Origin of the sequence: Legionella rubrilucens (assembly GCF_001468125.1) — a bacterium.
Classification (GTDB): Bacteria; Pseudomonadota; Gammaproteobacteria; order Legionellales; family Legionellaceae; genus Legionella_C; species Legionella_C rubrilucens.
Genome location: NZ_LNYT01000022.1, coordinates 246,195 through 264,259, shown reverse-complemented (window position 1 = coordinate 264,259; position 18,065 = coordinate 246,195). Strand labels below are relative to the sequence as shown.

Here is an 18,065-nt window from a genome sequence, read left to right as displayed (position 1 = left end):
GAGAGCGGATTATAGGCAGAACAGCGTTAAGGAAAGCTTAAGGATTGCATTTATTTTTGCTGAAAAAACTCGCGAATGCACGCCGGCACGGGAACAGACTGATTTTTCTGATAATCAACCCAGACAATTTTGCTTGTGCCCTGCGCCATCAGTTGATCATCCTGAAACAAGTCGTGATCCATCACGAAACTGGATCGCCCCAGGCTATGCACGCTGCTGGTTAAGGTTAATGTGGCCGGATAGACCACGGGTTTTAAAAAGGTGCAGGCAATGTGAATAACAACCGGACCAAGCGTTTGCTGCATGTCCAGATTCAATTCCTGCAGCCAGTCAATGCGCGCCTGCTGAAAATAGTCGAAATAACGGCCATTGTTGACATGACCCAACGCGTCCATGTCGCCCCAGGCAATGGAAAAGGTTTTTTGGTGAACAGCAATTTTTGCATCGGTCATGTTAAATCCATGGGATCCACGTCGATATTCCAGCGGATATTGTGTGATTTATCTATTGTTAACCACTCCCTTAAGGTCGTCAATGACTGTTGCAGTAATTTACGTGAGGGTGATTTTAATAATAATTGCATGCGGTATTGATTGGCTTTACGCGGCAAGGGGGCTGGGGCCGGTCCCATGATGTCAATGGGTTGGCAGTGTAACTGGTTTTTCACCGCATGCAGAAACTGAAGCAGCGGCGCCGGCTTTTTATCCTGTGCGCGAATCACAGCAAGGTAGTGGTAGGGCGGCAGGGCAGCCTGTTGGCGGGAAGTCAGCAACGCTTCGGCAAAGGCATCGTAGCCTTCCTGCACCAGCGTGTTTAACAGTGGGTGAGCCGGGAAATGGGTTTGAATAATGACCTGCCCTGGTTTGTCCGCACGTCCTGCACGCCCTGCCACCTGAGTGAGTAACTGCCCCAGGCGTTCCAAGGCACGAAAATCCTGATTGTAGAAGCCGGCATCCACATCCACAATCACAACCAGGGTCAGGCGGGGAAAATGATGCCCTTTGGCCAGCATCTGCGTACCAATGATTAATTGGGCCTCTCCACGGTGGATTTCGGCCAGCCGCTCATCCAGTTCATTTTTTTTACGCACTTCATCCCGATCGATACGCAGCAGGCGGATGGTTGGGAATTGCTCGCTTAAATAATCATACAGCCGTTGCGTACCCACGCCGACAGGAACGAGTTCTCGGCTGCCGCACTGCTTGCATACCGAGGGAATCGCCTGGCTTAAGCCGCAATGATGGCAAAGCAGCCGCTGGCGTTGGCGATGCAGCGTCAGATGGCTGTCGCAGGCGCGGCAATCGGCCATCCAGCCGCATTGATGGCAAAGCAGAACCGGGGCGTAACCGCGGCGGTTAATAAAAACCAACACCTGATTGCCCTTATTCAGATGGGCAGCCATGGTTTTAAGGGTCGAATCGGCCAGGCCATCCTTAAGCGGGACGTTGCGTAAATCGGTGATTTGAATGTGCAGAGGGGATTGATTGAGCGCCTTTTGATTTAAACGCAGCAAGGTGTATTTTCCCTGCAGACCGTTTTGCAGACTTTCAAGGCTTGGAGTGGCTGAACCCAAAAGAATAGGGATGCCTGCAAGGTGCGCCCGCATCAAAGCGGTATCGCGGGCAGAATAGCGTACGCCCTCCCCCTGCTTTAATGAGGGGTCGTGCTCTTCATCAATGATGATCAAGCCCAGATCGGGCATGGGAGTAAACACGGCGGTGCGGGTGCCGATGATGACTTTAACCGCGCCTATTTTAGCCAGATGCCAAGCCTGCTGACGTTCCTGTTCATTGAGGCCCGAGTGAATAACCGCTATCGGCACGGTCAGCCGCTGGCTAAAACGATGGATCAATTGCGGTGTTAAGCCGATTTCCGGGACTAAAACCAGAATTTGACGGTTTAAAGACAGCCACGTGCTAATCACCTGAAGGTAGACTTCTGTTTTACCGCTGCCGGTTACACCCTGTAACAGATAACAATGATAAGCTGTCGGGTTGGCGGTTATTTTTTCTACTGCGGACTGTTGTTCCTCATTTAACATAAGCGGCGCCTCGGGGCTGCGATTACTCGCCAGAGGAAAGGCTAACTCCTGTCGGCGCTCCAGAATGCCGCGCTCACACAGCGAGGTCAGCAGAGAAGAATTAAATCCGGCTTTCTGCAATTCGCTTTTGCTGACTGCTTCGGCGTTAATCATGAATTGAGCCAGCAATTGCTGTTGTTTTCGCGCCCTTTGATTAATTAGACGCAAAGCCTCTTCCGCAGGAAGGGCCAATTGAAAATAATCGACGTAAGCCAATTGCGCTTCTTTACCGAGGCGATAATTTTTAGGGAGGGCAAGGGGGAGTACTTCAGACAGCGGCGACTGGTAGTAGCGGCTGACCCAGTGACACAATTCAAGCAGTGGTGGAGTGAACAGCGGTTCTTCGTCAAAAAGCCGTTCGATGGTTTTTAAGGTGGTAATTTCCTGTTCTGTTTCCCCGGATCCTGTGACGATGCCGACGCGAATTTTATTACGGAACGGTACAAGCACACGAGAACCGGCTAAAGGCAAAGCGCCCGCCGGTAAATAGTCGAAATGATCGCGGTGAGTGTGTGGGATGCAGACCTTAACGACTTTAGCCATTGTCAAGTGCGTTGCCATTCATGACTGGCGGATTGCCCGGGTGCTGAAAAAACCTTAACCACCACTTTTTCAATACGATGACGGTCCAGTTCGGCGGTGTCTTTAATCAATTCCTGCACAAACCAGCGTGATAACTCTTCCACAGTGATGTTGGTCAAGGGCATGAGCGTGACGTCTTCCTTAAGGAAAGGAATTTTTTTGTGATTAAAGGTGAAATAAAGATACGTTTCGTCTTCAGCGTATTGCAGAAAGGGGGAGAATTGCGGCATCAGAAATGTTTGATTCAGTTGCCGACACAGCTTGTGAATGCGTTCCTTGTAATAGCGGTAATCGAAGGTCATGCCATTTTCTTCAACCCAGGTTGTCAGTGCCAGATAAACGTTGTACATATGGCCATGTAACGGTTCGCGCTCGGTGGCTGAAAAGAGGGTTGTATGGCCTGCGGAAAACTTCATGGATTCTTTTTGTAATTCCACAGTGGTTAAATATTTGCTCATATCACAAACTCACTCGCTTATCATGAAGTAGAAAACCCTGCAGGGGAAAGTCAATGCCTTTGGTCAAGGCAATCACCTTAAAAAGTTCACCCATTTCGCCGGGCTGAATTAACTGTTTCACTGCTTGTTGCGCCCGAATGCGTTGCGGCCCATCGGCTATACGCTCCAGTAAGCTTAGCAAACCGTTAGCAAGCAAGAAAGAGGCTTGATTAGTGTAACCGGCGACATGAAAACCCGCCTCATGGCCCGCTTCGGCCACCTGGGTGAAATCCACGTGTGCGGTGATATCCTGCTCGCCGACATGAATGAGCGGGTTACTGTGGGCGCGATGGCGAAAATGACACATTAAGGTGCCCTGATTGCGATCCGGATGATAATATTCATGGCGCGGGAAACCATAATCAATCAGCAGCATGGCGCCCCGATGTAAAATCCGGCTGCATTCCTTAAGCCAGTCCGCGGTGAATAAATTCACTTCCGATTGATAAGGGCAGGGTAGGTCGGGTACGGTCTGTTGCAGGTATTTGACCAGACGGGAATTGTCGCAGGGCTTAAAACGCTCGATGAGTTGGCCTTGTTCATCGACGCCTACCCAGCTCTCCAGCAGACCCTGTTCGGTTTGCAGAAAGCGATGAACGGGCATGGCGTCCAGTACCTCATTGGCAATCATGACGCCATCAAAGCCCTGCTCTGGCCACCGCTCCAACCATTGGACGCGCGTTTGAAGATGAGGGATTTCGTTTTGAATCAACTGGTGTTGACGTTGGCGTAAATTGCCGCTGACTTCCATAATCAGGTATTGCTCTGGCAAGCACTGCAGGGCATCCAGCGCCTTCAGTAAATCCACGCAAAGACGTCCTGAACCTGCACCAAACTCAAACAAAACCGGGCGGTTAAGCTCCTTAAGAATCTGTTGGCACTGTATTGCCAGTGTTTGTGCAAAAAGCGGGGTTAATTCGGGAGCTGTGATAAAATCACCTTCTGCACCAAACTTCTGCAATCCGGCGCTGTAATAACCGCTGCCTGGTGCATAGAGGGCGTGTTGCATGAATTCCACAAAGGGGATTTCACCGCATTCCTGCAAAAGTTGATGAAGCGAAGTAGGATTGCTCATAGGAAAATACCATTAAAAACGGGGAAAATACCTTGAATCAAATGACTAAACAAGAAGGCCGTGTTGCCCTGGTGACCGGGGCTGCTCGTCGTATCGGGGCAGCTATCGTTCAATTTCTTCATCAGGCAGGGTTTAAAGTGGCCATTCATTGCTATCAGTCGTCGACCGAGGCTGCTAATTTAGCAAAATTATTGAACAATTTGCAAGCCGACAGTGCCCGGGTTATCCAATGTGATCTGTTACGCGACGATGCTGGGCAGGTTATTATCGACGAGGTGACCCGCTGGGCAGGCCGTCTTGACTTGTTAGTGAACAACGCGTCGGTGTTTTTCCGGACCGATGTTCAGCAATGGCATGTGAATGATCAGAATCGTTTATTTCAGGTTAATGTGTTTGCCCCTTTTTCGTTAAGTACGTCTGCCTTCCCCTGGTTACAGCAACAGAAGGGAAGCATCGTCAATATTACCGACATCCATGCCGATAAGCCTTTGAAAGGCTATGCCCTGTATTGCCAGTCCAAAGCGGCTTTAGCCATGCAAACCCGAGCGCTGGCACGTGAGTTTGCTCCGCTTGTGCGGGTGAATGCGGTAGCGCCGGGAGCCATTGCCTGGCCTGAGCATGAAAACAGCTTAAGTCTTAATGCCCGCGAACAAATCATTGCCCGCACACCCTTAAAAAGCCACGGACAGCCGGATTACATTGCTCAGGCGGTGTTGGCTTTGGCGGATAATGCCTTTATCACGGGCCAGATTTTAAATGTCGACGGTGGCCGCAGCCTGACTTAAACACCACTGCCGCATGTAGTCTTTGATGGCGGCGAGGCTCGTTAAGGCATAAAAAGACGACAGCTCAGAGGCTGTGAGGCGGTTTTTAAAATAATAACGGACAAGGGATTTGCTTTGTAAAACCGCCTGATGCTCATTCTCCTGTTCACTTAAATAAGTCAGATGCAACAGAAATAATTCGCTTGATTGTTCAGTGCCTGGGCTTAGCGTGGGTTGTTGCAGCAATTGCTGATAAAGCCAGGGTTTGCCCGTGCCAGCTCTGGAAATCATAAACGCATCACAACCGGTTTCAAGTCGTGCCCTTTCCAGGCTCGCCAGGTCATGGATATCGCCATTGGCAATAACCGGCAGGGCAATATGGCGTTTAATGCGTGCAATCTGTTTAAAATCACAGGCAATATCATAATCATCCACCCAGCGGCGTCCATGCACTATCAGAGCATCGGCGCCGGCTTCGGCAAGTTGCTCTGCCAGCATGACGTCCTGATCATTCCCCTGGATACGGATTTTGACGGTTAAAGGACAGGGACTCGCGTCTTTCACGGCGCGAACAATGGCTCCTAGCGTATCGGGTTGTTGCAGCAGGGCGCTGCCAGCTCCTTTTTTGCGAATCTTGGCTTTAGGACAACCGCAATTAATGTCCAGTAAGTCGGGGGCAAAAGCCGTCAGTTTAGCCGCCGCTTCAGCCATCAGGGCCGGATCGTTGCCGGCAAGTTGATAACATAAACGAGTCTCTTCCGGTGCACGGAAGAGGTAGCGGCTGCTAAAATGATGTTTATAGACTACATCGTGAGCGGACATCATTTCGCTGACCGAGTAAGCCGGCGGTACAAAACGATAGAACAAGCGTCTGAACGCCGCGCAGCTGAATCCAGCCAGGGGGCCCTGAATCAGACGGTTGGCTAAAGACAGTGTCCCGATAGTCAGTGGTGTGTTGAAAAAAGATTGCATGGGTTACAATGAAATAAGACAACCATTAATTGAGAGTATTATACACATCCATTATCATGATGCATGATTGCTCCGCTTAAGGCACACAACGTAATGAGGAATGCCATGGACAAACATTATTACTCGCCTATTGAGATGCTTAAAATTGCAAGCCAGCATGCCTATTGCGCGCAGCATTTGCTGCAGAACGACGCGGAAGTCAATATTGCCCGGTACGGCGTCAGCGATGCGTTAGCGCCCATTTCATCCTTGATGTATACCGCGTTTGAGATGATGTTTAAAGCCTTCCTGCTGCATGATCACCGCCCGGTTAAACAACATAAAAATTTACAGGAACTGGTGGAGTTAAACATTGATCTTGGTTTTTCCAGTCAGGACATTCAACTCATGAAAAAACTGTCGCGTCAGGTGGCCTTTCGCAAAGGAATTGATTATGAATTGTGGGAAAGTCGCCAGCAACAGCATGTTTTTTGCATTGACATTCTGCGGCTTTTTCAGCGATTGCATGAATTAATGCCGCTGGAATTGCAATACGATTATCAGGCCTGACAGTAAAACAACCTGGACTAACCTTGAATGACTGCTCAAGGTTAACCGGTGTGTGAGCAAAAGCCGTTTAATTAATGGAGCGGACAACGTCAAATTCTTCGTATAAATCCACGTCTCTGTTAATGAGTGTTTTTAAAAATTCTTCAAGCTCATGCTGAGTCAAAACCAGAGAGGCTTCTTCGGTTACTTTGTTCGCTTTTTGATGGGCTTCCGTGTCTTTCATGGTACGCTTCCTTTCTTTTCTAATCCGGTATCTTTAAGGATAGTGCAAGAAAAAGAATTATCCAGTGATTGTTATCAGAGGGATAAAAACTAACGGCTCTTTCCTGGATGAGTTATACTGACCTGTTTTTATTGAGCGTGCGTTAACTAACACGGCATTGTAACGGATTGTATGAATATTTTACTTGTAAGAATTGGCCGTCTGGGTGATATGGTGATGATCCTGCCCGCGGTGAAAGAAATCCAGCGTCTGTATCCTCAAGCAAGGATTCATGTCATTACCAGTTCAGATGGTATTCGCCTTCTGAAAGCCTTTGGACTGAATCCTGAAACAATGGCCGAATACAACAATCATTTTCTTTATCGGTGGTGGGAACTCTACAAAGTCAGGCGATTTATTCGCCAACAGCCGTTTGATTTGGTTTATTGTTTTGAAAGGAAAAAACGCACGATTTCCTGGCTGCCCGCGCAGGCTAAAATAATAGAGCCCAGCCCGCAACTGCAACATTATGCCTGGCGTTGTTTGACACTGGTTACGCCCTCGCCTGAAACGAATTACCAGCACCATTACCTGACCTTCAATACTCAAAAAGCCTTGTCGCTTAATGCTTTTTTGCAGGCTCAAGGCATCACGTCCAGTACGGTTTTGATTGGACTGCACCCGACCTACAGCGGATTTAATAAGTGGGGTAAGGGGAAGGAGAGCATTCATCGCTTATGGCCCTGGCAACACTTTGCCAAACTGGCTTTGATGCTCGCTGAGTATGGAAAAAACAGGGGGATGGATATCAAGGTGGTGATGGACTTGCTCCCCGAAGAACGAGCATTGGGATTGCAAATACAAAAAGCCAGTCAGGGCTGCGCGGTGTTATTGCCGACGGAGCCTGATTTCCAACGGTACCTGTGTTTTCTTCATCGTTTAAATGTTCTCGTGGTAGCCAATACCGGCGTCATGCATCTTGCCGCGGCATTGAACACCCCATTGGTGGCTTTATTTTCCGAGCTTCACCCGGGCGACTGCGGTCCTTATATGCCTGAAGAAAAGTGTAAAGTGCTGCGCGCCGAAGACACGATCAACCCGAAACTCGGTTTGCAGGCCATTTCAGTGGACGCGGTTTTTGATGCGGTTCTGGCCTTGCTCGCTGCAAAATAAAATCCGCTCTGAATGCAGAGCGGATTACACGGTTACAGAGTAAGCATGAAGGCAACCAGATCCTGTTTTTCCTGGCTGTTAAGCTGTAATTCCAGCACCTGATTAAAAAACTCAACGGTGTCATCGAGCGTCAACAGGCGGCCATCATGCAGATAGGGCGGGCTGTCTTTAATGCCTCGGAGTGGGAAAGTTTTAATCGGACCGTCAGCACTTTCCATTAACCCATTGACCAGTTCGGGCTTGAAAAAACGCTCGGTCTGGAGGTTGTGCATGGTATTGTCCGTGTAATAGGGCGGCGTATGGCAGGTAGCGCATTGGGCTTTGCCAAAGAATAAGGCCTGTCCGCGTAATTCCGCTTCAGTGGCTTTTTTAGGATCGAGTTTGCCGTCCCATCGTAATTTGGGGGCGGGTGGAAAATCCAGCAGCGCCTGAAATTCCGCCATAAAGTGAACCTGGCTGCCCCGTTCGAGAATATTCACCCCTTTTTTCGTGGCAATGACCGGATCACCATCGAAGTAAGCGGCGCGTTGTTCGAATTCCGTAAAATCCTCAATGGTTTTTAAGGCACGCTGAGAGCCAAAGAGGCGCTGGATATTCACTCCCCTTAAACTGGGGGTATTGATACGATGCCTGAATTCCTGGGGACGGATATCGCCCACCAGATGGGTGGCTTTGTTGGTATGTCCGTTTGCATGGCAATCAAGACAGGCAACGCCGCGGCTTGGCTGAAGGGTGCGGCGATCATCGGTCTGGTTAAATTGCTGCTGCGGGAAAGGAGTGACCAGCAGGCGCAAGCCCTCCAGTTGTTTGGGGTTTAACAGGCCGTTAAACAAGTCAAAATAATTATTGATAGTGACCAGCTGACCTTTGGATACATCCCCTAAATCCGGACGTGTGGTTAGAAAGATCGCGGGGGGAAACGGCGGCAGAAAATGATCAGGAATATCAAAATCCAGATCAAAACGGGTCAGATCCCGTTGTTCCTGACGTTTAATCTCATCGATAACAAAATGAGGAAACAGCATGCCCCCCTCGGCATGATGCGGATGGGGCAGGGGTAAAAAGCCTTTGGGGAACACGCCTTTTTCCTTGATTTCCTCAGGGGTCATTTTTGACAGGGATTCCCAGGTGACGCCGGCTGGCAATTTAACCCGCACCCCTTCCTGTACCGGTTTGCCGCCGGTCATGGTCGCGTTTTTGGAGGGTTTATTGCTTAAATCATACCGTTGATTCAATAACTCGTTGTGTTGTTTGGCCAGGGATTCTTTTTGGGATTCCATGCGCTTGACCACGCTTTGGAAGTCTTCTTTCATAATAACCGGCATGTAACTGGTGGGCGGATCGGCCTGAATCGTCAAAGAAAGGGCGCTCAGCAGTGCGAAAGCCAGACCTTGCTTTTTCTTATACATAAAATAATCCTTATTCTGATTTTCCCTTTATTGATGTTTTGTCAACTGAAGGCTAGACGTGGGTTTTTTTTAGTATAATGTTTATGATTACACAGTGAAAGTCTTTCCATGAATGTCCCGCCAATAAAGAGTTGATTTATAATTAATAGACTACCCAGTGGATTGAAGGAACAACCATGAGGCGAGTACCATTTAAAAAGTCCCTGGTGGGCTCTATCGGCGTGGAGCTTGAATTTCAAATTGTTTCACCACAGACCTATACCCTGGTTCCACGGGCAAAGGATCTTATCCGCAGCCTCCGTGAAAGTGATTTCAGCAGGCAAATCATTCCTGAAATTACCCAGAGCATGATTGAAATCAATTCGTCTGTGCATCATTCTCCTGCGGAGTTGCTCCGGGAATTTGAGGCAATCCATGATTTTTTAATGCACAAGGCAGAGGCATTAGCCATTCGATTCTGCGGGGGCGGAGTTCACCCTTTTCAACGATGGAATCTGCAAAAAATATTCCCAACCTTACGCTATAAAAATTTATCGCAGAAATACCGATACCTGTCCAAGCGTTCCACGGTTTTTGGGCAGCACATCCATGTGGGCTGTGCCAGTGCCAGGGATGCGCTTTACCTCACGCATGCGTTAGGCCGTTATGTGCCCCAGTTTATCGCTTTAAGCGCCTGCTCCCCTTTCTATCAGGGGGTAGACACAGGGTATTATTCGTCCCGCTCGACTATATTTACCAATTTTCCCATGAGCGGTGTTATTCCCTATTTCCTCACCTGGGAAGAGTTTTCAGACTATTTTTACACGTTGCGACGCCTGGGTGTAATTAAAAGCATGAAGGATTTTTACTGGGATGTGAGGCCAAAACCCGAGTTTGGCACGGTGGAAATCCGTGTGTGCGATACCCCGCTCAGCATGAAAAAGGCAGTGGATATCACGGCTTATGTCCAGGCGCTGGTGCTTTATCTGTTGCGTGAGAAGCCCGTTACTATTTCCCACGATCTTTATTACCTCTATAACTACAACCGTTTTCAGGCCAGCCGCTACGGTTATGAAGGTGAATTCATTCATCCTGATTCCCAAACTAAAATAGCCATCCATGACGATATTCTGCAAACCTGGGAAAACATCCAGGATGTAGCGGATGAATTAAACACGCGGGAAGGCATTGAGCGTTTGCTTGACGGGGTAAAGACAAATCAAAGCGATGCCCAGTATTTAAGAGACATTTACAAGGAAAAAGGAACTTATCCGCAAGTGGTGGCCGCACAATGTCAGCGTTGGGCTGAGCCTCTGATGTAACCGGCTTTCATCAGGTGCGTTGTGAGGTGTGACCAGGATACAGGAGGGAAGGGGAGCCGTATACTCCCCTTGCCGATGATTAATCGATACGCTTACAGGTCATGCCCCAGCACGCACCAAAGCAGGTGGATAAGGCACCGATAAAGAACAGCACGAAAATGACAAAACCATTCCAGGCCAGGTTGGAGGGGCTTGTATCAATTCGTAGGGTATTATCAGCAGCGGCTTGCTTTTGGCCCTCAGGCGCTGAGGCGCTCGGGTTGACCGCTTCCGTGTTGGCTGTGACTACCGGAATCATTTGTTTAACCGAATGAGGAATGGCCGTCGGATAATTGGCGACGTATTGGCTGATGTGGCCAATGGCTACGGCACTTAACAACAAAGCCACCGTCCAGGTTGTAAAACCATAGACAATGCCAAGATTTCTTTTTGGGCAGTAAAGACGGCCAAGATAGCCTGCGGCATAACCGGCGGTCAGCATGGAGGCGATTAAGCCAATCACTACCCCCAAAAATCCACCAATTGCCAAAACGATAGCGCCATTGCTGCTCAAAGTGAATAAACTAAGACCAATGGCCATACTAAACAGGGTCAGTAAAAATCCGAGTCCTACTCCAATCAGCGCACCGACAAAGATTGCTGTCCAGGAAATACGCTTGAAATGATGATGGTGTATCGTGCAGTGTTCCTCATGAACCTCTTGCACAGGGATGGTTTGTTCAATCATGATAGCTTTCCTTGTCTATAAGTCCTGTTTAAATTAAAAGACGCGAGATACTAACCAAATCAACACTAATACACTCAATGGTACGCCTAATAACCAGGCAATCAGATATTTAAGCATTTTTTTTCTCCTTATAAAACACCAAAGATGCCAGTGCATCTTTGGTGTTTGCTTTTTTGTTATTGCTGAGTAGTTCCATAATAATTATGGATTGTCGTACTCCAGTTGGGACTGGACATATCAGGCCAATGATCTTTATCAAAGCCCGGAGAGTTTTTAAGTCTCTCTTTACTGATGTTGATGATGTAACACTCATTTTCCTTATCATAGGAAAAAGTGGACCAGGGCAGGGCAAATAATTTGTCACCCATGCCAAACAAGCCCCCAAAAGACAATACGACATAGGCGACATGTCCGTCCAGTTTATCAATCATCAGGGCTTCAATTTTACCAAGGTCTTCGTCCTGAAGGTTCCGTACTTCAGCGCCAATGACATCATTGGCGTTTACTATCAAGCTTGTCATAATGATTCTCCTTGTACTTCCGTTTACTCCGGGTTAACTGAATAACGGCTGTTATTCAGTTAATGAATCATCCCCGGAAAGCGTTAGCTGATCGTCAACCCCTTTCACACCTTTGACTGAGTTAACGACAGTCATAATGGCTTGCTTCTGCTGGGCGGAAGCGACCTCACCGGATAAAATGACTTTTCCGTCTTTGGTTTCAACGCTCACAGACCAACTGGGGATGTCTCTTCCCATGATGTCCGATTTTAAGATGGCCGCTTTCACCTTGGCGGTGATGTAGGTGTCTGCCAATGGAGCACGGCTGTCTTTTACGGTCAGGTTATCGGCATTGACATCGCCAATCCCTTCCACGGATTCGGTAAGCATAACCACTTTTTCATAATCGGTATCGGAGGCTAACTGCCCGTCCAAATAAACAATCCCATTAGTCACAGTGACCTTGACATCAGGGTATTGGGCCAAAGCGGCTTCGACGGCATGTTTGAAGTCAGCATCGCTGGTTTTCACGGTTGCCGTGCCTTCCGTCGTCGTTGTGGTTGCAGGCGTTGTGGTTGAGGTCGTCGCGTCAGCCGGTACGGCATTAGCGCTGACTAAGGGACTGAACGACAGACCGCCCAGAATAAGAAGGGTTGTTGCTTTCAAACGTAATCTATCCATGATATCTACCTCTATTAATGAATTCCCAATTTTATGCAATAGCGGTATTAATAAATCAGAGATTAAAAGAAGCATCATTCCCTATTGTGCTTCAATTAAAACAGAGAGCCATATCCAACTATAAAACCGCTTTAATTTTAATCTATCAGGATTTATATTTAATCCATAAAAAATATGGCTTGTCTTAAGATTAGACCATTGCACGCCTTTTGGCAAAAAATTTAGCTATATATATCAAGTAGATGTTTGTTTTTAATTTAAAAAATAAACGAATAAAGTTATCGCCAGAAATTAATATTCTGGCGATATTTTTTTCCTAGTTTCTTGGAGTGTTGTTTTGGCGTGAATTAACATTTCTTTGAGACGCTTCATTGCGGCTATAAGATTGATTTTCTTGCTTTTTACTGTCTCGAATGTCAGTTCTTTCTTTGCTGTCACGAGCGGTTCGAGAGAGGTTTGAGTCGTGGCGTTTTTCTGATTTGTCCGCATTATTTTTATCATGATTCGGGTGGAATCGGGCATTGTCTGATGCGGAGTTAATTTTTTGTTGGCCATGATGTCCCTGATCGTTTCTTTGTGTCATTTTCATTTCCTTATGGATTAATTAATAAAGACAGCAAAATTAATAGTAGTCCCTGTTTTTTAATATTTCCAATAATGGAAGGATTTTTTTTATCACATTGTTTGTATTCAATTATTTCATTTTCATGCGGGGGGCGGAGAACTTCGGCCTACGGCTGCGTCAATTTCCTGATCATTGAACGCAGGGGTTTTACTCATAAACAGACCGTGTTTTCCTGATACGGTGGCGACAGCAGGGGTTTCTTTCTCCCAATAGTGCTCCAACCATTGTTTTAACTGATCCGTACTTGATTTTCTTTTCATCAGGACAGGAATCAAGGCTCGCCAGGCAGAGAGCGTTAATTGATTTTTATCGATCAGAAAATCCGCTGCCACCTGCAAGGCCGGCAACTCATCGATATGTTGTTGAATGAAGGTGTAGTCACTCTCAGTGAACTGATCATGGAGAGGGTTTAAGCGCGATAATAAAAGCAGCAAGGTATTGCCGTGAGCAGGATCAGTCAACAGACAATACCGGATGGGCGGGGTAAATAAACCCATTTCACTCAATAAACACAAGTGTTCCAGTGTCTCCTGCTGCTGTTTGGGCGATAAATTCACAAGGGCTAAAAAATCATCACTAACCACATGATTTTTTTTGGACAAACGCTGAATTTTATCCTGAAGATTAAGTCTGGATGCGACTGTTTGAGCATTCAGAAGTAAAGTGAAAGTGGACTGGTTCAGTGCATTCCAGCCAGCCAGGAAATGGCTCATCGTTGATATTTTTTTAAACTCTGCTTCTGATGAAAAAAGCCGCTTGAAAATGGTTTTATCGAGAGACGGCAGTTGTTGCAGAAGTTTAAGGGTATGAATGGCGGTTATTTTGGTGAAAGCGAGTGCTTGACAGCACAGGGCATGGTCCTCTGTCAGATTCCTCCGTTTGAGCGCGTAGAGAAGGCCTAAAAAAACATCGGGTTTTTTTAGAAAAAAACGTGAAAATTTTTCGGGATTTTCTGCCTCAAACGAGCGGATTATTTGGCAGGCATTCTCATCAAACAATGTGGATTCAATGCTGTCAAATTGACTGTCAGTATACAGCGAGTCAACAGCAATTAATCGGGCAAGATCATCTGGATCCCATCCCAGCTTATTGTCAGAAAGGCGACGCCTTAGCGCGTCGCGGCGTTCGTCAAGATCACGTTCGGCCAAAACAAATTGCAGGAACGAATCCAGGTGTTGTTTTCCTTCAAGCATGGGATCGGTTAAAAACAGCAACGGCAGGTTGGCCTCATGCACTAAGGCTGCCGGTGTTTTACCCCCGGCACCAAGTAAAAAAAGGCGGTATTGCGGGTATTCCTGCAACACGGCTCGACCGTATTGCTGCAACAGAGCGATGCCGGCGGGTTCATCGGCGGCTCGAAGGCTTTCGAAGGAGTCCAGCACCAGTCCTGAGGCGGAATTCCACAGGTAACCATGCGCGACAATCTCATAATCGGAGTAACGGATCGCTCCTTGCAGATCGCGAGGAGGACCTGCACCAGGCTTCTTTTCTTTAAGCAGAACCAGAAAACCATTGTTTTCAAAAAGCAAACCGTCACGGACAATGGATTCACTGGCTGCCCCCATGGATTGGCAGCAGTGGGTGATTTCACCAAGCAGGTATGCGTTAGGATCATTCGCAGGCATTTTTACGAGACTATAGCCTTTGTAACCAAAATCCCGGCCTTCAATAACAAGGTCAGGCAGTCTGTCGCGGGTTTTAATGAGCGGCCTGAGTGCCAGGCATTGATCAAACAGGCTTTGCGGACGATTGTATAGGTAACAGAGAGTGGCGAGTTCCGGGTATTCTCTGGCGCGTCCATAACGCAAAGCCGCAGCTTGTTGCAGGGCAGACGTCAATGTCAATCTGTTTTTCTTTAAGCCCTGTTCTATGGGCTGGGCCTGTTGTAAAAGCATGATGGCTATTTGACCATGCAGTGCAATGAGTTTGCGCCATTGCTCAAATTTTTTAATGGGTGGATCGTTGATTGGCAAATCAGGCTTAAGGCTGTCGGACAAGGGCTTTTCAAGTGATGCACCATGCGTGCTGACATGGCTTTCTATGCGGGCAAACGGGTTGCGGCCCGGAGTAAACCCATGCCAGACAAGCATCTTGTAAGCCTGTAAACCGATCGCCCCATCGTCTGCCCCGCTTTTTTCGAGGTAAAGGTTAACCATTTTGCCTATTTTGAAAAAAAGTTTGAATTGCTGAACTGTTTCGTCATCGTCACGTTTAAAAAAATGATAACGGGCATTCAGCGGCTGAAAAAGGGCAAAAATTGTCTCATCATCCGGTATTTCATACCCGGGCATGGCAGGGCCCAATGGGTCTTCCTGATTGCCATACAATACCTCTTCAAGTTCGGAGCCTGTCTGGCGGAGCATCCGTCTGAAATGCAGAGACAAATCGCCATCCTCGATAATGGCCTGAAATTTTTCTTTAATGCAGGCAATAATGAAATGCCTGCGCTGTGCCTGCTTGGCAGGGGGCACCTGGGAAAGATCAATGCGGGCATGACCGGCTAAGACGTATTGATAATACTCAGAAAGCGAGGGCTTCATGGGGCAGCTCGTTATCGGCAATAATCAAAACATAGCACAAACAAGTGCTGTTTTTTTTGATCAAACGTATCAATCGGTAACGGAGATGGTTATATCCTGCGCATGAGACAGCCCGTGATCGTCCACCACGCGCACAATAAAGTGCCCGGGCTTTGCCTGCCACCAATAGGTTTCATCGCGGGATGTCCTGGTAAGATAAGTGTCATTAATAAACCAGTAGAGGGTGGTCACATCGGCATCGGTCACCGCACTTAAAGGGATTCTGGTGGTTTGCGCAGCGTGCGCCTGAATCATGTAACGCAGTTCACGCTGGGGCGAGGTGATCTGCGGCGGCAGGCCTGAACTGCTGATGCGTTCGCAACCCGGTTCGTAGACCGGGGGAGAGCGTCGTTGAATCCCGGCTTTTTTAAAAATCTTAAGCAGATCAGACGGCCAGAATTCGTACACTTCGAAATGAGTGTACTCATTAAAATGGCAGGTTCTTAATCCGGTGCGGCTATCAATGGCCACTTCCCGGTAGATGGTATCGCTTTTTATGGGCGATTTGCCGGGGATAAACCAGGTACGCTCCGTCTCTTTGCAATAGCGGGTTGGCAACATGCCTGACGCCTTACAGACTTCAATCTGCCGTAAATTCATGGTTTGAGGGTATTGGGGCCGATTGGGCAGAGGACCGTATTCCTGTCGAATCGCTTCCGCTACTTCAAAGAACAAAGGGGCCGCGATGTCTTTGCCGACGAAGGCCGGGTTGCCTTTGTTGTTAAAATTACCAACCCACACGGTCAGCACATAGGGTCCAAAAACACCGACGGTCCAGGCATCACGAAAACCAGAGGAGGTACCGGTTTTCCAGGCCATTTTAAGCTTATCCTGACTAAAAGGGTGGGATACGCCAGGTCCTGGCATCTGCGTCAGCATATCCAAAACCAGAAAACTGGCTTCCGGACTTAACAGGCGTTTGCCAGCATCCCGCCCTTCATCAACCTGTGCACGTAATTCATGCCACACCCCTTCATTGGCCAGCATGGCATACAGGGAGGTCAGTTCTTTCATCGTCAATTCCGCACCGCCCAGACTGAGCGCCAGTCCATAATAGGAGGCGGGCTTGAGTTGAGTGACCTGGGCTTCTACCAGTAATTGATGCAAATCAGGATGACTGAGCTGGTTGGCCAAGGCAATGGCAGGGATATTGCGGCTTAAGACCAGGGCGTCTCTGGCTTTGATCGGGCCCATGAAATCATAATCAAAATTTTCAGGGTTATAGGCGCCAAACCGGTGGGGAACATCCTTCAGCACAGTGGCTGGATGGATTAAGCCCTGATCCAGAGCCAGAGCATAAATAAAGGGTTTCAAGGTGGAGCCCGGCGAGCGTTTAATGTCCGTACCATTGATTTGCCCGCCAATGTGCTGATTAAAAAAATCAGCCGAACCGACCATGGCTTTAATGCCCATATTGCGCGTGTCAACCAGCAGCAGGGCGGCATTGTCCACGCCTAACCGTTTGGTTCGAGTTAAGTAGTGATGCAGGACACGCTCGGCAATGTGCTGAAGACGGCTATCCAGCGTGGTCGTGACAGTGGTGGGCAGGGGGTGGCTTCTTGTCAGTGAATTAACAAAATGAGGCGCTGAGAAAGGCATCTGGCGGATACTGCGCATCGATAGAGGCAGGCTCATGGTTCCCTTGAAAGTGTTGTCTTGCGGGTGCAGGCTAAGCCAGCGGTTGAACAATTTGTTACGGATACTTTGCAACTGCCGATTATCAGGGGTACGGTGTGTGGGGTTTTGTGGAATTACGCTGAGCGTCAATGCTTCAGGCAGCGTTAACTGCTTTGCCGGTTTGTTAAAGTAAATCAGGCTCGCAGCCCCCGCTCCCTCGATGTTATTGCCGTAGGGTGCGAGATTTAAATAGGCCTCAAGAATCTCGTTTTTGCTGTAATGCCGTTCAAGCTGTAACGCGCGGGCTATCTGCATCAGCTTGCCTGAAACCGTTTTGGAGTTTAAGTGAAAGCGGATGCGCGCAAGCTGCATGGTAATGGTTGATGCCCCCAGTCGCCGTGTTCTCATCACATACGTCTGCCAGATGGCTTTGCAAAGGGCAAACGGGTTGATTCCCGGGTGCTGATAAAAGTATTGATCTTCCTGCAGCAGCGTCGCTTCAATCAAGGGTGATGCAATGGCCGACAGGGGGGTGTAGAGTCGGTATTGGTCGTCATGACTTAAACTGAGCCGTAAGAGTTGCCCCTGTTCATCGAAGTAAGCCCGCGAATAATCGACTCCCGCAAGCAGCGGCGGTTTTGGAATGAAAAAATAAGCAGCCGATCCACTGACAAAAAGCAAAACAAATATTATTCTAGAGGGTCTGAGGAATTTCATAGCCATACTATAACG

17 protein-coding genes are annotated in these 18,065 nt (G+C 48.1%); 4 read left to right on the top strand and 13 right to left on the bottom strand.

What is annotated here, in order from left to right; translation table 11 throughout:
* Positions 1-50 precede the first annotated feature (50 nt).
* From Lrub_RS12940 to Lrub_RS12925, 4 genes are read right to left on the bottom strand one after another with little or no spacing between them, the layout of a single operon-like run.
* Complete coding sequence (locus Lrub_RS12940) at positions 51-452, bottom strand: acyl-CoA thioesterase (protein ID WP_058532522.1); 402 nt, start codon at positions 450-452, stop codon at positions 51-53.
* The gene (locus Lrub_RS12935; protein WP_058532521.1) at positions 449-2,623 is read right to left on the bottom strand and encodes a primosomal protein N'; all 2,175 of its coding nucleotides are present in this window, start codon (positions 2,621-2,623) and stop codon (positions 449-451) included. Before Lrub_RS12935 ends, Lrub_RS12940 begins: the two co-directional genes overlap by 4 nt.
* Positions 2,624-2,625: 2 nt before the next feature.
* Positions 2,626-3,120, bottom strand: coding sequence for a 6-pyruvoyl trahydropterin synthase family protein (locus tag Lrub_RS12930; protein WP_058532520.1), 495 nt, complete (start codon positions 3,118-3,120; stop codon positions 2,626-2,628).
* A gap of 1 nt (position 3,121) precedes the next feature.
* Entirely contained in the window at positions 3,122-4,234 is a 1,113-nt protein-coding gene (locus tag Lrub_RS12925; RefSeq protein ID WP_058532519.1) for a class I SAM-dependent methyltransferase, read from the bottom strand.
* 32 nt (positions 4,235-4,266) lie between these two features.
* Here Lrub_RS12925 and Lrub_RS12920 point away from each other — a divergent pair, with 32 nt between their 5' ends.
* The gene (locus Lrub_RS12920; protein ID WP_193392359.1) at positions 4,267-5,019 is read left to right on the top strand and encodes a pteridine reductase; all 753 of its coding nucleotides are present in this window, start codon (positions 4,267-4,269) and stop codon (positions 5,017-5,019) included.
* Here the strand turns inward: Lrub_RS12920 and Lrub_RS12915 are convergent.
* Positions 4,987-5,970, bottom strand: coding sequence for a tRNA dihydrouridine synthase (locus Lrub_RS12915; RefSeq protein ID WP_058532517.1), 984 nt, complete (start codon positions 5,968-5,970; stop codon positions 4,987-4,989). The two genes, Lrub_RS12920 and Lrub_RS12915, sit on opposite strands and share 33 nt — an antisense overlap.
* 105 nt (positions 5,971-6,075) lie before the next feature.
* On the opposite strand from Lrub_RS12915, the gene Lrub_RS12910 reads away from it, so the two are divergent.
* A complete protein-coding gene (locus tag Lrub_RS12910; RefSeq protein WP_058532516.1) occupies positions 6,076-6,519 on the top strand; it encodes a hypothetical protein in 444 nt (147 codons plus the stop codon).
* 67 nt (positions 6,520-6,586) lie between these two features.
* Here Lrub_RS12910 and Lrub_RS14880 read toward each other — a convergent pair whose 3' ends face one another.
* On the bottom strand, positions 6,587-6,742 hold the full coding sequence (locus tag Lrub_RS14880) for a hypothetical protein (protein WP_156413049.1): 156 nt from the start codon (positions 6,740-6,742) through the stop codon (positions 6,587-6,589).
* Positions 6,743-6,913: 171 nt separating this feature from the next.
* Between Lrub_RS14880 and Lrub_RS12905 the strand changes: the two genes are divergently transcribed.
* A complete protein-coding gene (locus Lrub_RS12905; protein ID WP_058532515.1) occupies positions 6,914-7,894 on the top strand; it encodes a glycosyltransferase family 9 protein in 981 nt (326 codons plus the stop codon).
* A 32-nt stretch (positions 7,895-7,926) separates the two neighbouring features.
* On the opposite strand, the gene Lrub_RS12900 is transcribed toward Lrub_RS12905, so the two are convergent.
* On the bottom strand, positions 7,927-9,303 hold the full coding sequence (locus Lrub_RS12900) for a hypothetical protein (protein ID WP_058532514.1): 1,377 nt from the start codon (positions 9,301-9,303) through the stop codon (positions 7,927-7,929).
* A 176-nt stretch (positions 9,304-9,479) separates the two neighbouring features.
* On the opposite strand from Lrub_RS12900, the gene Lrub_RS12895 reads away from it, so the two are divergent.
* The gene (locus Lrub_RS12895; RefSeq protein ID WP_058532513.1) at positions 9,480-10,604 is read left to right on the top strand and encodes a YbdK family carboxylate-amine ligase; all 1,125 of its coding nucleotides are present in this window, start codon (positions 9,480-9,482) and stop codon (positions 10,602-10,604) included.
* 79 nt (positions 10,605-10,683) lie between these two features.
* On the opposite strand, the gene Lrub_RS12890 is transcribed toward Lrub_RS12895, so the two are convergent.
* From Lrub_RS12890 to pbpC, 6 genes are all read right to left on the bottom strand, one after another.
* Positions 10,684-11,331: a hypothetical protein gene (locus Lrub_RS12890; protein WP_058532512.1), complete on the bottom strand. Its 648-nt coding sequence runs from the start codon at positions 11,329-11,331 to the stop codon at positions 10,684-10,686.
* A 176-nt stretch (positions 11,332-11,507) separates the two neighbouring features.
* Positions 11,508-11,852 (bottom strand): PRC-barrel domain-containing protein, encoded by a 345-nt coding sequence (locus tag Lrub_RS12885; protein WP_058525416.1) that lies wholly within the window; start codon positions 11,850-11,852, stop codon positions 11,508-11,510.
* A gap of 51 nt (positions 11,853-11,903) precedes the next feature.
* Positions 11,904-12,512 carry a BON domain-containing protein gene (locus Lrub_RS12880; protein WP_058532511.1) on the bottom strand — a complete coding sequence of 203 codons (609 nt, stop codon included), beginning with the start codon at positions 12,510-12,512 and terminating at the stop codon, positions 11,904-11,906.
* 316 nt (positions 12,513-12,828) lie between these two features.
* Positions 12,829-13,095 (bottom strand): hypothetical protein, encoded by a 267-nt coding sequence (locus Lrub_RS12875; protein ID WP_133134088.1) that lies wholly within the window; start codon positions 13,093-13,095, stop codon positions 12,829-12,831.
* A 122-nt stretch (positions 13,096-13,217) separates the two neighbouring features.
* Positions 13,218-15,677, bottom strand: coding sequence for a hypothetical protein (locus tag Lrub_RS12870; protein WP_058532509.1), 2,460 nt, complete (start codon positions 15,675-15,677; stop codon positions 13,218-13,220).
* Positions 15,678-15,746: 69 nt separating this feature from the next.
* Positions 15,747-18,056 (bottom strand): penicillin-binding protein 1C, encoded by a 2,310-nt coding sequence (gene pbpC / locus Lrub_RS12865; RefSeq protein ID WP_082651516.1) that lies wholly within the window; start codon positions 18,054-18,056, stop codon positions 15,747-15,749.
* Positions 18,057-18,065 lie beyond the last annotated feature (9 nt).

Coding starts and splice junctions, on each gene's coding strand:
- Lrub_RS12905 (WP_058532515.1), top strand. CDS start 6,914: ATGAATATTTTACTTGTAAGAATTGGCCGTCTGGGTGATATGGTGATG.
- Lrub_RS12870 (WP_058532509.1), bottom strand. CDS start 15,677: ATGAAGCCCTCGCTTTCTGAGTATTATCAATACGTCTTAGCCGGTCAT.
- Lrub_RS12900 (WP_058532514.1), bottom strand. CDS start 9,303: ATGTATAAGAAAAAGCAAGGTCTGGCTTTCGCACTGCTGAGCGCCCTT.
- Lrub_RS12910 (WP_058532516.1), top strand. CDS start 6,076: ATGGACAAACATTATTACTCGCCTATTGAGATGCTTAAAATTGCAAGC.
- Lrub_RS14880 (WP_156413049.1), bottom strand. CDS start 6,742: ATGAAAGACACGGAAGCCCATCAAAAAGCGAACAAAGTAACCGAAGAA.
- Lrub_RS12875 (WP_133134088.1), bottom strand. CDS start 13,095: ATGACACAAAGAAACGATCAGGGACATCATGGCCAACAAAAAATTAAC.
- Lrub_RS12880 (WP_058532511.1), bottom strand. CDS start 12,512: ATGGATAGATTACGTTTGAAAGCAACAACCCTTCTTATTCTGGGCGGT.
- Lrub_RS12940 (WP_058532522.1), bottom strand. CDS start 452: ATGACCGATGCAAAAATTGCTGTTCACCAAAAAACCTTTTCCATTGCC.
- Lrub_RS12885 (WP_058525416.1), bottom strand. CDS start 11,852: ATGACAAGCTTGATAGTAAACGCCAATGATGTCATTGGCGCTGAAGTA.
- Lrub_RS12930 (WP_058532520.1), bottom strand. CDS start 3,120: ATGAGCAAATATTTAACCACTGTGGAATTACAAAAAGAATCCATGAAG.
- Lrub_RS12925 (WP_058532519.1), bottom strand. CDS start 4,234: ATGAGCAATCCTACTTCGCTTCATCAACTTTTGCAGGAATGCGGTGAA.
- Lrub_RS12915 (WP_058532517.1), bottom strand. CDS start 5,970: ATGCAATCTTTTTTCAACACACCACTGACTATCGGGACACTGTCTTTA.
- Lrub_RS12895 (WP_058532513.1), top strand. CDS start 9,480: ATGAGGCGAGTACCATTTAAAAAGTCCCTGGTGGGCTCTATCGGCGTG.
- Lrub_RS12935 (WP_058532521.1), bottom strand. CDS start 2,623: ATGGCTAAAGTCGTTAAGGTCTGCATCCCACACACTCACCGCGATCAT.
- Lrub_RS12890 (WP_058532512.1), bottom strand. CDS start 11,331: ATGATTGAACAAACCATCCCTGTGCAAGAGGTTCATGAGGAACACTGC.
- pbpC (WP_082651516.1), bottom strand. CDS start 18,056: ATGGCTATGAAATTCCTCAGACCCTCTAGAATAATATTTGTTTTGCTT.